Raw genomic sequence first — 15,399 nt, 5'->3', positions numbered from 1 at the left:
ATGCTCGAAGCCTTCAGCGTCACCAAGACCTTCGGCGCCAACCGCGCCCTCAACGCTGTCTCGCTGCGCGTCGAAGGCGGCGAGATCTATTGTCTTCTCGGCGCCAATGGTGCCGGCAAGACCACTCTCATCAACCATTTTCTCGGCTTTCTGTCCCCGACAGAGGGCCGGGTCGTGGTCAACGGCCGCGACGTGTCGGAGCATCCGCTCGAGACGAAGCAGGACATGGCGTACATCCCGGAGCAGGTGAACCTATATGGTGTGCTGTCCGGGATCGAGAATCTAGATTATTTCGCGGCGCTCGCGACAGGCGAGCGATTGTCGAAGGAACGCCTTCTGGAACTGCTCCTCAACGCGGGCCTTCCGCGCGATGCGGTGACGCGCCGTGTCGCCACCTATTCCAAGGGCATGCGGCAAAAGGTCGGCATCGCCATTGCGCTCGCCAAGAACGCCAAGGCGCTGCTGCTGGACGAGCCGACCTCGGGTCTCGATCCCTCGGCGGCCAATGAATTCTCGCAATTGCTGACGCAGGCACGGGAGGATGGCGTCGCCATCCTGACTACCACCCATGACCTCTTCCACGCCAAACAGACCGGCACGCGCATCGGCATCATGAAACGCGGCAATCTAGTCGAGGAATTGGCGAGTGCCGACATCAGCCATGCCGACCTCGAAGCTCTCTACCTCCAGCACATGAAGGACTGAGGCCATGCTGTCCCTCATTGTTCGGAAGGAAATCAGTGAGTTCGCCCGCGACGGTCGGCTTATCTTCGCCGGTGGCCTGATGCTGATTCTGCTTGTCACCGCCATCATCATGGGTTGGCAGCAGCAGAGTGCGCTTCAGGCGGAGCGCGCCGCTGGGCAGGCGCTGGATTACAAAGCATGGCTTAATCAGGGACCGCGCCATCCCCATACGGCGGCGGATCAGGGCATGCATGTCTTCAAGCCGCAGCCGCTGCTCAGCCTCATCGACCCCGGCATCGATCCCTATGTCGGATCGACCATCTGGCTGCGCGGCCATCGGCAGAGCGAGACGAAATTCCGGCCCGCGCAGGACGCGACCGGGCTGCAACGCTTCGGTGGCCTGTCGGCGGCGTGGATTCTCCAGATCCTCGTGCCGCTGCTCGTCATCATCCTCGGCTTCGGCACCTTTGCGGGCGAGCGGGAGCAGGGCACGTTGCGCCAACTTCTCAGTCTCGGCGTGCCGCTGTGGCAATTGCTGTGGGGTAAGGTGCTGGCGATCGGCACGGCGCTGGCCCTGCTGATCGCCCCCGGCGCGCTGGTGGCGGCAGGAGCGTCGCTCCTCACAGCGGAGGTCATCACGCGGTTCGATGTGGCGGCCCGTCTTCTTCTGATGGGATTGGGATACAGCCTCTATCTTGGCGCCACCATCTTCCTTGTCGTGGCGGTATCCGCTGTCTGTCGGTCGGCGCGGGCCTCCCTGTTCTGGCTGCTAGCGCTGTGGATGCTGGGCACGCTGATCGCGCCGCGCGTGATCGCGGACGTGTCCGGCAAAATCTATCCCACACCGACGCGCATGGGATTCGAAGCCGATATGTCCCATGACCTCGACAGCACCTCCGCCAAGGCATGGAAGAAAAATTTCGGCGTCGAGACGGCATGGGATCCGACCGTGCCGCTCAACAAATGGGGCAAGGGCCTGCAAGTGGACGATCACGCCGGTTATGGTGTGCTCGACCAGCATTTCGGCAGGCTGTGGGACACGTTCGAGCGGCAGCAGCAGGTGCAGGAAGTCGCCGGGCTGGTCGCGCCCGTGGTCGCGGTGCGCGCCTTCTCCATGGCGGTTGCGGGCACGGACTTTTCGCAGCACCGCGATTTCTCGGCAGCGGCCGAGCGGCAGCGGCGCGTGATCCAGGAGACGGTCGGCCACGACCTGATCGACCATGCCGATCCGCTGGGCAACCAGCACTTCAGCTATAAGGCGGGCAGCAATTTCTGGGCGAAGGTTCCGCCCTTCCGCTACACCCTGCCGACCTTCGGCTTCGCCCTTAAGCGCCATTGGCCGAGCCTTGTCGCGCTCATTTTGACGTTCTGCGCGTCGCTGTCCTTCGCATGGGTCGCGGTCACGCGCCGCCTGACGGTCTGAGGGGGCCATCATGACCAAAATATCCCGGCTCCGCACATTCATGCTGGTGTTCCGCCACGAATGGAAACTGCTCCTTGCCGACCGTTCGCTGCCGCTTGTCTGCGGGTTGCTGGCAGCGATGATCTGCTATGGCTTCTACAACGGATTCGTCGAGATCGGCGCGCGCGACGAGATGGTGGCCAAGGCCCTGTCGCATGACGTTGAGACGGCAAAGGGCAACCATGACAGCTTCCGGCGCATGGCGGCGGGCAGCTTCACTCCCGGCCCGTTCGACAATCTCGCCAATCCCGCGACGCTTGGCGGCGCGGCGGGGCCGCATGCAGTACTGCCCAGCACGGCGCTTGCGCCCGTCGCCATCGGCCAGTCGGACATGATGCCCAACTATTATCGCATCGGGATGAAGAGCAAGGTCGACTTCATGTACGACAGCGAGATCGAAAACCCCTGGGCGCTGCTCAGTGGGCATTTCGACCTCGCCTTCGTGATGATCTGGGTGCTGCCGCTCCTCATCTTCGCGCTCAGCTACAATCTGTTGTCGGCCGAGCGGGAGACGGGCACACAGCGCATCCTCTTGTCGCTGCCACTGGGCGTCGCCACGCTGGCGCTGGGCAAGATCGCCGTGCGCGCGCTGCTCATCCTGTCCGTCGCGACGGTACTGCCCATGCTGCTGACGCTGATCTTCCGTCCGGAAGCGCGGTCGCTCGGGCAGGCGGTACCGCTCCTGCTCTGGTGCGCGCTCGTCATCGCCTATGGGCTGTTCTGGTTCGCGCTTGCCTTTCTCGTCAACAGTCTGCGCTGGTCGTCGGCGGCCAATGCGCTGATCCTGATCGCCAGTTGGACCGTGCTGGTCCTCATCGTCCCGGTGCTGCTGAACCTCACCATCGGCATGGCGCATCCAGCTCCGTCGCGCACGGCGCTCGCCAATACCACGCGGGCGATCAAGGCGGACAATCTCAAGCGCTATGATGATCTTTTCAGCGGCGACTATCGCTATATCGCGGAACCGGAGAGCCTGAAGGTTCGCAACGGCCGCATCGACATCCCACCGCGCACCTTGGCGAGCTTTCTGGCGAAGCGGGACATGGACGCGCGGGTCGAGCGGCTACTGACCCAGTTCGACCGGACCATCGCGGAGCAGCAGGAGGCGGTGAATCACATCGGCTTCCTGTCGCCCGCGATCCTGCTCTACGATGGCATGACTTCACTGGCGGGTACGGACGGCGGGCGATATGGGGCGTTCCGCGCGCAGGTCGGCGCATTCCACGACGGATGGCGCCGGCGGTTCGAGCCGTCGGTCATGAGCGGCACGGCCATGACCGAGGCCGACCTCGGCACCCTGCCTGTCTGGCGCTGGCAGGAAGTGGCGCGCGGGCAGATGGTCGGCCAGACCGGCTGGCGGCTGGTGCTGATCCTGCTCGTCACGGCCCTGTTCGCGCTCGCCGGTTCCTTCGCCCTGCGACGCTATCGGGTGCAGTGATGCGGATAGCATGCTTTGCCGCCCTGTTCGCGCTGGGTGGTGGCGAAGCCTTGGCCCAGCGCGCCAGCGACAATGCGGTCACGGCGGCGGAGGATGCGTTCGGCACCTCCATCGGCAATGAGTCCATCGGCCTTTACAGCCCCAGCCAGGTACGCGGTTTCTCGCCCACCACCGCAGGCAATGTGCGGATCGAGGGCCTTTACGTCGACCGGCAGGCGACTATTTCGCAGCGGCTGGTGTCGGGATCGACGATCCGCGTCGGACTGGCGGCACAGGGCTATCTCTTCCCGGCGCCGACCGGCATCGCGGACTATCGCCTGCGCAACTTCGGCGAGAGGCCGCTGGTCAGCGTCGTCGCGGGCAGCTTCGCCTATGGCGCGCCGACGATCGAGGTGGATGCCCAGATTCCCATAGACGGCGCGCGGCTGGGGCTGGCGGCGGGTGCCTCCTATGCGCATGAGGAATATTATGACGGATCGGACGCGCATTACAGCCGGTTCGCGCTGATCCCGCGCTGGCGGCCGCGCGACGGGGTAGAGATCATTCCTTTCTGGTCGATGACCATCGGACGCGACGAGCAGGTGGCGCCGACCATCATCGCAGGCGGGCCATTCGTGCCGCCGGAGGCCCCGCGCCGGGCCTATTTCGGCCAGCGCTGGGCGGCCAAGGACAGCTATGGCGTCAATGCGGGTGTGATCGGCAAGCTGCGCTTCGGATCGGACTGGGCGCTGGCCGCCGGGCTGTTCCGTTCCGTTTCCGTCAACGAGCAGAATTTCGCCGAGCAGTTCGTCGATACGGCCGCCGACGGCCGGACGACCGAACGGGTGATCGCCGAGCCCGGCCAGCGTTATGCCTCGACCAGCGGCGAGGTGAGGGTGAGCCGAAGCTTGGTCGACGGCCCAGGCCTCCATGCCCTTAACCTCTCCGTCCGCGCGCGGCGGCTCGAAAGCCTCTATGGCGGAGCGGCGCCCGCGCTCGATCTTGGAGAGCGTCCGCTGGGGATAGGTGTACGCGTGACCCGCCCGTCGTCCTTTGCTTTTGGCGCGCAGACCCATGAGCGGGTGACGCAGACGATCATCGGTCTCGCCTATGAAGGATGCTGGAAGGGCGTCGGCGAACTCGGTCTCGGTGTCCAGCGCGCGGACTATGCCAAGCAAGTCGATCTGCCCGGCGGGGTCGCCGCTCCGGAACGGCGGGATCGGCCATGGCTGTTCAATGCCGCTCTGGCCGTCCACCTTCATCGCGATCTCGCGGCCTATGGCAGCTTCACGCGCGGGCCGGAAGAAAGTGGGCTCGCGCCCACCAATGCCGCCAATCGCAACGAGGCCTTGCCCGCGATACAGACTCGCCAGATCGACGCAGGTCTCCGCTGGTCTCCGACGAAGCGCATTAGGTTGGTCGCGGGGCTGTTCGACGTGACCAAACCCTATTTCAATACGGATGCCCGCAATGTCTTTACCGAACTGGGCACCGTTCGTCATCGGGGCGCGGAGTTCAGCCTGGCTGCCAGCCCCACCGATGCGCTGAGCGTTGTCGCCGGAGCCTTGCTGATGCAGCCACGGGTGAGCGGCAGCGGCGTTGCTTCGGGCCGTATCGGTTCGCGGCCGCTGGGGCAGGCCAGCAGCACCCTGCGCGCAAATGGCGAATACAGACCGCCCGCTCTCCCGGGATTTTCGATCGACGTGGCAGTGTCGCATACCGGCGCGCGGCCTTCATCGCGGGATAATCACGTTTGGGTCGATCCCTATATGCTGGTCGATATTGGTATGCGCTATCGCTTTAAATTAGGGCGCTCGCCAGCGACGATGCGGTTGCAGATGGCGAATGTTACCAATGCCTTTGCATGGAATATTGTTGGTAGTGATAGCTGCGGTTTGATGGATAAGCGTCGAATTACAGCTTTTCTGGCTGTCGATCTCTGACACTATTTTTTGCTCTACAATCTTCGGAATGCCCGCTATCGCGGCCCCGATCTCCTTATACGTTAGGAAGTTGAGCGCTAAGAGTAACGCGACACAACTTCTGCCTGGGTGGGTAGGCCTTCTAAAACAAATGGCAGCTTTTGGATGAAGCCGCCTTTCAATTAGTAGGCCTGAATGACGTGATGTGGTCGCGATCTGCCGGATAGCGGACCTTCCGCGCCTCGGAAGCTGAAATCCGGCGTTGATGGTCCGAAATGGGTCGTTTCGGTTATCTTCCGCGCACCCGTTGTGCCTTTGAAAAACCTGTAGGTCGAACTCAGGAAATTCTGACCTTCCCAAACTTCTCGCACGCGCGGAGGGCCGGATTTGGTTCGGTAGCATGCGCCAGCTGGTCATCTTCGCGCGTGCTCATGCTGTAATACGCCCTAGGTTATATGCCTACCAAGAACAATGGCGGCGTCAACGTTGGGATTTCGTTCGGCTTGCCACTCGTTGCCGTGGCCTAGGCCTCGAATTTTCGGGAGGAACGATGGCGGCCCCGGGGGTTTGCAGTGACATCCTCTCGACGATCCCATTCCTTCCAACAGCCGGGCCTGACAGACCATGAAGCAGCTTGCAGAAAATTTCTGGAACGTGCGCGGTTCTTTCAAGGTCGCGAAGATTATCGATCTTGGCACCCAGATGTCGCTTGTCCGCCGGCGCGACGGAGGCTTCATCCTGATCGACAGTTACGGCGTATCGGAACCCGACCGCGATGCCCTCTTGAAGCTGACCGGAAACGGTGCCGCGATCGACACGATCATCAATGTCCACCCCTTCCACACGCTGCACTGCGCAGCAGTCCATGAACTGGCACCGCATGCAAGGCTTTTCGGGACCCGGCGGCACCGCGAACAGGCGCCCAAGCTGCCATGGGAGGAGGAGTTGATGGAGGACGCAGAGACACAGCGCCAATTCGGTGATCTGGACTTCTCGGTCCCCGCCGGGCTCGATCTGGTGACCGGCGATGACAGCGTTCACGCTGCCTCGGTACTCGTGCGGCACCGCGAGAGCGGCATCGTCCATGTCGACGATACGCTAATGGTGCTGGCAGCGCCCGGCCTGCTGGGCCATGTCCTGCCCCAGTCGCGTCTGCGGTTCCATCCAATGCTTGGTAAGGCGCTGCAGGAACGCCCGGGCGCCGCCGACGATTTCGCCGCATGGGCCCGCCATCTGGCGCATGAATGGGCGGCGACGCCCATCGTCTGCGCCGCTCATTCCGCCGTGCGCCAGCTGCCTCCTGGCGCATGGCGTGAGGAAATGACACGCGCGCTTTCCGCCGTCGACAGGACACTTGTTCATCACCGTGCGCGCCACGGCTGAGGCTTCCTCTTATTCTCTTACTCCATTGGATTACACCTAACGATGACCGACAGTCCCATTGCCGAAAGGCCCATCATTGGCAGGCATGCCGGCAATACAATGCTGCGAACCGACGTCGCGGTGATCGGCGGGGGCACCGCCGGGCTGGCTGCAGAAAGGGCCGCGCGCAAGAACGGGGCGTCAACCCTAATGATCGACCCCGATTTTAACGGGACGACATGCGCACAGGTTGGTTGTATGCCCTCCAAGCTGCTGATCGCTGCAAGCCGCGAAGCCGCGCGCATCAGGCGGGCGGGACTATTCGGCCTCGAGGTGGACGGCATGCGGGTGAATGGACCTGCCGTCCTGCGCCGCGTCCGAGAGGAGCGTGACAGGTTCGCCCGCCTGACCCGCGAAACCATCGACAAGCTGCCCGAAGGCGTGACCATTCGCGCCCGCGCCCGGTTCGACGGCCCCGGTCGTCTTTTGCTCGACGACGGGCGTGCGGTGGAGGCGCGCGCCATCGTCATCGCCACCGGCTCGGCGCCGATCCTGCCCAGGCCTTTCGCGGCGCTGGGCGAGATCGCACTCACCAGCGAAACGGTGTTCGAACTCGAGGAACTGCCAAGGCGCCTCGCCGTAATTGGTTCGGGCGCCATCGGACTGGAACTGGCGCAGGCATTCGCCCACCTTGGCGTAGAGGTCACGCTGTTCGACAAGGGCGAACGTATGGCCAAAGTGCGCTGCGAGAAAGTCCACGGCAACCTGCGCGCCGCGATCGGGGAGAACCTTGCCCTGCACCTCGGAGTCGAGGTGACGCCGCACGCGGCCCAAGAGGGCGCGCGCCTTAGCTGGACGGGCGCAAGCGAGGGGGAGGCAACGTTCGACAAGGTGCTGGTCGCGGTGGGGCGAAAGCCGCAGCTCGATGGCCTGGACCTCGACAAGGCGGGGCTCGAACTGGACGATCACGGTGTTCCGAGGCACGATCGCGCGACGATGCGCTGCGGGCAGAGCGTCGTGTACCTGGCCGGCGATGCGGCGGCGGACCTGCCGCTGCTGCACGAGGCCTCGCACGAAGGCGCCATTGCCGGGCGCAACGCCGCTGCCTTCCCGGCACCGATCCCGGTGGAACGTAACACGCCCTTCGCCATCACCTTCACCGAGCCGGTGCTGGCTACAATCGGCGAGGCGGAGGAAGACGGAGCCATCACCGGCACTGCTGATTTCTCCGATCAGGGCCGTGCGCGCGTTGACGGTCTCAATCGCGGCGCGCTGACGCTCTATGCCGCTGCTCCCGACGGCAGGCTGATCGGCGCCGATCTGATCGCGCCTGCGGGCGAGCACCTGGCGCACATGCTCGCCTGGGCAGTACAGGGCGGCCTAACCGCCACGCAGCTGCTGAACATGCCCTTCTACCACCCGACCGTCGAGGAAGGGCTCAAGCAGGCGCTGCGCACGATCTGTGCCGCGACCCCGATCGCCCTCCCGCCCGACCAGGACGCAGGTGCCCCCGCCGGCGCCTGACGGCAAAGTCCACGAAACGACAGACGTCATTGTCATGGCGTCCTTCCAGACCGCTTCGGGCAGGGGCGATCGAAACGTCCGACCGCTACGCGCCCATGCTCTCGTTCGTTTCTGTCTGTCTCGGCGGCATATTTGTAAAGCCAGCGGAAACCCGCCTTGAGCCTTACCTGTTGTTTCACGCAACAGGAGGGCTGTTTTGGCGAATTCGAAGACTTCAGAGGGACGCGGACTGCAGGCGACAGGACCGACTGCTATCCCTGCAGCAGGTTGGAAGCAGATCTTGGCCCGCGCCTGGCGGGAGGCGAATGAGGACAATCTCGGGCTTATCGCCTCGGGTGTCGCCTTCTGCGCGGTTCTCGCGCTCGTCCCCACGCTGGGCGCGATCGTAATGACATATGGCCTCGTTGCCACTCCCGAGACGGTTGCATCCAACGTGGCATCGCTGACGGCAATGATGCCCGATGACGCGGCACGCCTCATCGGAGAGCAGTTATCCAATGTCGTCCACACGTCCGATGGAAAGAAGGGCATAGGATTGTTTGTGGCACTGGCGATCGCGCTCTACGGGGTCATGAAAGGCGCGTCGGCTCTCATCGTTGCGCTTAATATCGCCTACGATGAGGAAGAGAGGCGCGGATTTCTGCGTCTCAATCTGCTGGCCTTCACGATTGCGGCCGGCAGCGTGGCCGTGGCGATCGTCGCGATGGCCGCCATAGCCGCGCTATCGGCGGTGACCGGCACATCTGACTCCACCCCCGGTATACTGACTGCATTGATTACTGCTGGGTCATACATTCTGGTCGGATTGGTCGGCGCAGCGCTGGCAGCGACGATCTATCGATATGGGCCGGACCGCGCGCACGCGAAATGGCGCTGGCTGACGCCCGGCTCGCTTTTCGCCTCGGTCTCATGGATGATCATGACGTTTGGCTTCGGCCTCTATGTCGCGAACTTCGGCAACTACGACGCAACCTACGGTTCGCTCGGCGCCGCCATGGTGCTTCTCACCTGGCTGTATCTGTCAGCCTACGTGCTCCTGCTTGGCGCCGAACTGAACTGCGAGCTCGAACGACAGACTTCGAAAGACACGACAACCGGAGCGGAGGTCGCGCTCGGGCAGCGAGGCGCCTATGCAGCCGACACCGTTGCACACACGGGATGAAGTCTGAGGGCGCGGGTTCAGCTAAACGCCTTCAGTGGCTGCTCCGGCGATATTCCTATTCATCAACGGAAGATGCCTTCAAGCCGTCAATGATGCGGCGCGGTACCCCAGGCGGGATCGAACAGTTTCGCGACAAAATGGCGCAGAGCGGAGAACTCCGGTGCCACCAGGCTAGAGGCGGCAAACACGACACTCCGAAGTTGGTGTAACCAACCACATCTGCAGTGCGCCTGCAAATTGACCTGGGTTAAGACGATTCCCCAGACCGCCCAGGAACCTCTTAAACCGCTAATCATTTCGGTTCCCACGCGGGTTTTATAAAATCCGCAAAGGAGATGATGGTGTCTTTTGCAAGGAAGGTCTGTCCGGAAGCCGGCAACGCGGCAACGGGCGAAAACGGGAGCTCCCCGCCGGCGAGTATTGCGGCTCCAATGCTGCGCAGACAGCCTTTAACGGCGGTCGATTCCGAATTCATGCCGTCGGACTTGCTGGCGCAAGCCGCGCGCACCGCTGGAATGCTTCAACGTTCCGCCCTGGGCAATCTTCAACACTCGGGCTGGCGTTCGCGATTCCAGACCGATGCCAAGGCGCTGGCCGACGCCCTTGCTGCGTTAGGGTTTGTCCCAAGTGTTGGTAGATCGCATGAAACCGGAGAGAGCCAATGATTGCCGATGATCTCCTCGGTGACGAATTCCGGGCGAGAATTCAGGAGCCCGACTTTCCTTGTGTGGGCGCGAAATCAGCGCTGGCGAAAGGATCACTGAAGATCGTGGCAGCGCGCAATCTGACCAGCGCCTGGAATGATGTGGTGATCCACCGCGAATTGCTCGCATGGAGCAAGGGGTATCAACAGGACCCAAGCGGCCTGCGCAGTCTGGCGATAGTCTTCGAAGGCCCGCTCGAACTGAGTGAACGCGAGTTCGAAACAGCGATGTGGGAGCGGATTCAGTCGTTTGCCGACAAGGATGCCTGGCTCGGACAACCTTATGATGCGTCCGTCAGCCCCGACCCGGACGACCCGCATTTTTCGTTGAGCTTCGGAGGCAGCGCCTTTTTCGTGGTTGGACTCCATCCGAACGCGTCGAGGCCGGCGCGGCGATTTGCACGACCCACGCTGGTCTTCAACCTTCATGAGCAGTTCGAACGACTGCGCGAGGAAGGAAAGTACGAACGAATGCGGACACGTATCCTTGAGCGGGACACGGCGATCGCCGGTTCGGTCAATCCCATGCTCGCCCGCCATGGGGAAACGAGCGAAGCGCGGCAATACAGCGGGCGTCTGGTAGGTCCGGACTGGGGATGCCCCTTTCGGGATCCTCGCGAATGAGTGCGCGGGTCACCATACCTCCCCGCAGCGGCGCTGCGTTCGTGGTAAAGGCAGGCGATATCCTCACCGTCTTCGACCCTATGGGATGCCAGGTATCCGATCTATTGGCTTTCTGTGCCGATGATATTCGCGAGGTGATCTCCAACGGTCGTACGTTCGACTATGAGGAGACGATCAAGCTGACCACCGGAAACAGGCTCTGGTCCAACAGATCGCGAGTGCTATTGGATATCGTCGAGGATACTGTGGGTTGCCACGATTTCCTTCTCACTCCGTGCAGCGAAGCCACTTTCCGCCATTTCTACCCCGAGCATCCTGTCCACCGTGGCTGCTTTGGAAATCTTGCCGAAGCACTGTCGCCATTCGGCGTACAGCCCGACGCCATTCCTACGGCATTCAATCTGTTCATGAATGTTCCCGTAGATGGCGATACCGGGCGGCTTGAAGTCCTGCCGCCGCCCAGCATGCCGGGTGACTTCATCAAGTTGCGGGCAGAGCAGGACTGTGTCATTGGCCTTACAGCCTGCTCGGCTTATGCCTCGAATGGCGGGAGCTTCAAACCGATCGAATATATGATCGAGGCGCAATAGCCCGTCCGACCGGCTCGCCTATCGTTGGAATTCCAGAAGACTTCTGGCATCAGACTTCATAAGGCAACACGAGACGGCGCTCCAACACGCGAGGAGTACAACGGTTCGCAGAAGTGTTCGCCGCATCTCAGCTTTCGGCACCGCGAGCTTCAGACCTTACGTGAACCATCAGCGCCAACTATATCGATGGGTGTAATTCGATATTGAGCCCGGCGACGAACCTCGGGGTCCGACAGACGCCCGCCGGGCGGAAGGGTTGGGTGGCCCGGGTCTGCAATCGGTTTCAAATCCTTCACCCCAGTGTCCCGTCATTTCCGGCTTGCGTTGCGTCTTCGCTTAAAGACCCCGAACCGCCGAAAGATGATCCCGCCGGCGGAACGCCCTGTCGCGCTGCCGGGTCATGGGCTGAGGGCGTCCAGGAGACTTTCGACCCGGATGTCATGTCAGGCCGGAAGCAAAAACGTTGGGAAGGACGAGGGCGATACCTGCCGTTCCCTGGTCACACCAGCCGCGCCGCACTGCTGCGAGTCTGTTCTCGCGCAGGCGAGTAGCATGACGGCTAAGCATCACGATCGGATCGAAAAAGCGGCCGTTTTTTATGGTGACCCCCGCGCTTAAGTTACGGTCGCTGCAGGCCTGCGCCGGCGCTTCGGCTTGTCGGCAAGCTCGACCCAGACCGGCGCGTGATCGCTGGTCTTTTCCCAGCCGCGAACATGCCGGTCGACTTGTGCGTCGACGAGGCGATCGGCGAGAACCGGGCTCAGCAGGAGATGGTCGATGCGCAGGCCCGCATTGCGCACATAAGCGTTCCGGAAATAGTCGAAGAAGGTGTAGATCACGTCGCCTGGGTGGATCGCGCGCAGCGCGTCCATCCAGCCCTGATCGAGCAGACGGAAATAGGCGGCCCTTACCTCGGGCGCGAACAGCGCGTCGTCGAGCCAGCGCTCCGGCTTGTAGACATCGAGCTCGGTCGGCATGACGTTGAAGTCACCGGCGATCATTATCGGCAGGCCGGTTTCCAGCAGACCTGCGGCATGCTCGATCAGCCGGTCGAACCAGCGCAGCTTATAGTCGAACCTGGGTCCGGGCCGAGGATTGCCGTTCGGCAGATAGAGGCCGCCGATCAGGATGCCGTTGACCGCCGCTTCGATGTAGCGGCTCTGCGTGTCATCGGGATCGCCCGGCAAACCGCGCCGTGTTTCATGGATCTCCCCGACACGGCTAAGGATGGCGACGCCGTTCCAGCTTTTCTGGCCGTGCCAGATCGCATCATAGCCAATCTCGCGGATCGCGCTAAGCGGGAATTTCTCCTGCGGCGCCTTCAACTCCTGCAGGACGACGATGTCTGGCTCGCGTTCGGTCAACCAGCGCAGCAACACCGGCAAACGGCCATTGACGCCGTTCACATTGTACGTCGCGATCTTCACAGGTCGGGGAGGATCTGATCGGCGCGCCCCCAGTGAGCGAGGTTTTTCGAGGCGGCCCGCTTCACCATCTCCGCCGCGTCACCGATATGCCAGTGCGAGGCCTTGTCGAGGTCGCGCAATTCCTCCCAGGCGAGCGGAACTGCTATCGAAGCATATTCGCGGGCCCGTGCGCTGTAGGGCATCACCGCCGTCGCGCCGCGCTGGTTGCGCAGATAGTCGATGAAGATCCGGCCGGTTCGTTTCGCCTTGGCCAGCGCTGCGGTGAAGCGTTCCGGCTCGGCCTGCGCGAGCGCCAAGGCGAAGCGATGCGCGAAGTCCTTCACCACCGGCCACTCGGCCGAGGGCGTGAGCGGCGCGATGACATGAACGCCCTTGCCGCCGGTGACCATCGGGAAGGTGGTGAGGCCCATCTGCGCGAGCACGTCCTGGACATGGAAGGCGGCCGAGACGACGTTCTGGAAGTCCAGCCCCTCATCGGGATCGAGATCGAAGACGAGCCGATCAGCTTTTTCAACGTCCTCGATCCGTGCCCCCCAACCATGGAATTCGATCGTGCCCATCTGCACGCAGGTGACCAGCCCAGCCGGCGTATCGACGAAGAGATAAGGTTCGTCATGGCCGTCCTTCTCGCGGATGCCGACCTGCTTCACCTCGTCGCCAAAACTCCCGGCATCGTGCTTCTGGAAGAAGCATTTCTTCGATCGGCCTTGCGGGCAGCGCACGAGACTGATCGGCCGGCTGCCCGCCCAGGAAAGCATGATGGGCGCGACCATCTCATAATAATCTGCGAGCTGGCCTTTTGTGATCTTGCCTTCGGGAAAAATGACGCGGCCGCGATTGCTGATCTTGATACTACTGCGTACCGGCGCCGTCGCGGCCGCCACCGGTGTCTCGGCCTCGATCACTACAGCTTCCGGCTTTTTGTCCTCACGTAGGCCAAGATAGCTCGGATGGCGCAGCACGCCCTCGTCGGTGAATTCGATATAGGCGATCTCGGCAACGAGCTTGGGCTCGAGCCAGTGCGCACCGCGAATGGCGGCGAGCGGAGCCTCGACTGTCGCAGCCTTGCGTTCGAGCGGCGCCATGATCTCCATAAGCCGCTCGATCTCGTCGGCCGTGAATCCGGTGCCCACCTTGCCTGCATAGCGCAGCTGGCTGTTTTCGTTCACGCCCAGCAGGAGCGAGCGGAAACCGCGCTGCTTGTCCGACGGCGTCCATCCGACGATGACGAACTCCTGACGGCGGATGCATTTGGTCTTGAGCCAGGTTCCTGCGCGCGAGCCGCTGTACCTCGCATCGACCCGCTTCGAGATCACCCCTTCAAGGCCGGCGTCGCAAAAACTGTCGAGAAGCTTCTCGCCATTGCCGATGATATGATCGGAGTAGCGGATACGCCCTTTCGCCTTGCCGATGAGCGCTGCCAGTCTCTCCTTCCGCTCGATCAGCGGGAGGCGCGTCAGATCTTCGCCGTTGAGCTCAAGCAGGTCGAACGCGAAATAGTCAATGGTGCCTGGATTTCCCTTTAACGCCGCCTGCAAGGCCTGGAAGCTGGTGCGGCCATCGGGAAGCATGACGACCGCTTCGCCATCGATCAGGGCACTGCCGACATGCAGTTTCAGCGCCTCGGCGATCAGCCGGGCGAACCGATCGGACCAGTCAAGTCCCGAACGCGTATAGGCGCGACCCTCGCCGCCGCCGATAGCGAGAAGCGTGCGATATCCATCGTATTTGAGTTCGTGCAGCCAGCGCTCACCGGGTGGGACGCGATCGACGAGTGCGGCGAGCTGCACAGGTTGAAAGGGCGGCAGCACACCGGATTTCTTGCGGCGGGTCGCTGCTGCGGTCGCCTTTTTGGCCGGGGCGATAGCGGCTGGCGCTTTTGCGCTCACCTTGCGTTTGGGTACGGCCTTACCGGCAGCGATCTCTTCCATCGTGCGTCCGGTGTCGATACTGATGAGATGGGAACCGACAAGGTCGTCGGAGCCTCCGGCGAACGCATCCTCGACCTTGCGCAGGATCCAGTTCTCGGCCTTCTCCTTGCCGCCCGGCTTCAGGCGAAACAGCACCCATTCGCCCTGCATGCGCCGACCGTGAAGTTTGAAATGAAGATGGCCCTCGGGCAACGTCTGGCTGGGATCCTTGCCCGCAACCGGTTCCCATGTGCCATTGTCCCACAGCATCACGGTGCCGCCGCCATATTCGCCCTTGGGGATCGTACCTTCGAACCGGGCATAGTCGAGCGGATGATCCTCGGTGCGAACCGCGAGGCGCTTGTCGTCGGGATTGCTGCTCGGTCCGCGCGTGACCGCCCAACTCACCAGCGTGCCGTCGAGTTCGAGGCGAAAATCATAATGCAAGCGGGAGGCCGCGTGCTTTTGGACGACGAACCCGTTGCCCGCCGTAGGCTCGCTCGCGCCGGACGGCTCGGCCGTGCGCGCAAAATCGCGCTTCGCGCGATATTTGGCGAGACGCTCTTCCGCCGCAGTGGTGTTCGCTGCCCTGCCTCGTGCCATGCTGGTTCC

At 62.8% G+C, this 15,399-nt stretch carries 11 protein-coding genes; 9 read left to right on the top strand and 2 right to left on the bottom strand.

The window, feature by feature from the left end:
• The 9 genes from ACFFDA_RS12580 to ACFFDA_RS12540 all read left to right on the top strand — a co-directional run bounded on the left by ACFFDA_RS12580 (position 1) and on the right by ACFFDA_RS12540 (position 11,450).
• A complete protein-coding gene (locus ACFFDA_RS12580) occupies positions 1–705 on the top strand; it encodes an ABC transporter ATP-binding protein (RefSeq protein ID WP_404478966.1) in 705 nt (234 codons plus the stop codon).
• 4 nt (positions 706–709) lie between these two features.
• Positions 710–2,107: an ABC transporter permease subunit gene (locus tag ACFFDA_RS12575; RefSeq protein ID WP_404478965.1), complete on the top strand. Its 1,398-nt coding sequence runs from the start codon at positions 710–712 to the stop codon at positions 2,105–2,107.
• Positions 2,108–2,117: 10 nt separating this feature from the next.
• Positions 2,118–3,584, top strand: coding sequence for an ABC transporter permease subunit (locus ACFFDA_RS12570; protein ID WP_404478964.1), 1,467 nt, complete (start codon positions 2,118–2,120; stop codon positions 3,582–3,584).
• Between the two features lie 50 nt (positions 3,585–3,634).
• A complete protein-coding gene (locus ACFFDA_RS12565; RefSeq protein ID WP_404478963.1) occupies positions 3,635–5,506 on the top strand; it encodes a TonB-dependent receptor domain-containing protein in 1,872 nt (623 codons plus the stop codon).
• A gap of 603 nt (positions 5,507–6,109) precedes the next feature.
• Positions 6,110–6,868 (top strand): hypothetical protein, encoded by a 759-nt coding sequence (locus tag ACFFDA_RS12560; protein WP_404478962.1) that lies wholly within the window; start codon positions 6,110–6,112, stop codon positions 6,866–6,868.
• Positions 6,869–6,967: 99 nt separating this feature from the next.
• Positions 6,968–8,371, top strand: a complete 1,404-nt coding sequence (locus tag ACFFDA_RS12555; RefSeq protein WP_404479257.1) for a dihydrolipoyl dehydrogenase — start codon at positions 6,968–6,970, stop codon at positions 8,369–8,371.
• A 280-nt stretch (positions 8,372–8,651) separates the two neighbouring features.
• The gene (locus tag ACFFDA_RS12550) at positions 8,652–9,533 is read left to right on the top strand and encodes a YihY/virulence factor BrkB family protein (protein ID WP_404478961.1); all 882 of its coding nucleotides are present in this window, start codon (positions 8,652–8,654) and stop codon (positions 9,531–9,533) included.
• Between the two features lie 661 nt (positions 9,534–10,194).
• A complete protein-coding gene (gene gntA, locus ACFFDA_RS12545) occupies positions 10,195–10,860 on the top strand; it encodes a guanitoxin biosynthesis heme-dependent pre-guanitoxin N-hydroxylase GntA (RefSeq protein WP_404478960.1) in 666 nt (221 codons plus the stop codon).
• Positions 10,857–11,450 carry a DUF1989 domain-containing protein gene (locus ACFFDA_RS12540; RefSeq protein ID WP_404478959.1) on the top strand — a complete coding sequence of 198 codons (594 nt, stop codon included), beginning with the start codon at positions 10,857–10,859 and terminating at the stop codon, positions 11,448–11,450. The genes gntA and ACFFDA_RS12540 overlap by 4 nt, the downstream gene beginning before the upstream one ends.
• Positions 11,451–12,064: 614 nt before the next feature.
• Here the strand turns inward: ACFFDA_RS12540 and xth are convergent.
• Entirely contained in the window at positions 12,065–12,877 is an 813-nt protein-coding gene (xth, locus tag ACFFDA_RS12535; protein WP_404478958.1) for an exodeoxyribonuclease III, read from the bottom strand.
• Entirely contained in the window at positions 12,874–15,390 is a 2,517-nt protein-coding gene (gene ligD / locus ACFFDA_RS12530) for a DNA ligase D (protein WP_404478957.1), read from the bottom strand. Before ligD ends, xth begins: the two co-directional genes overlap by 4 nt.
• Positions 15,391–15,399: the final 9 nt, after the last annotated feature.

The sequence above is a fragment of the Novosphingobium sp. BL-52-GroH genome (genome assembly GCF_044813085.1).
Lineage (GTDB): Bacteria > Pseudomonadota > Alphaproteobacteria > Sphingomonadales > Sphingomonadaceae > Novosphingobium.
This window is presented reverse-complemented; position numbering and strand designations above follow the sequence as displayed.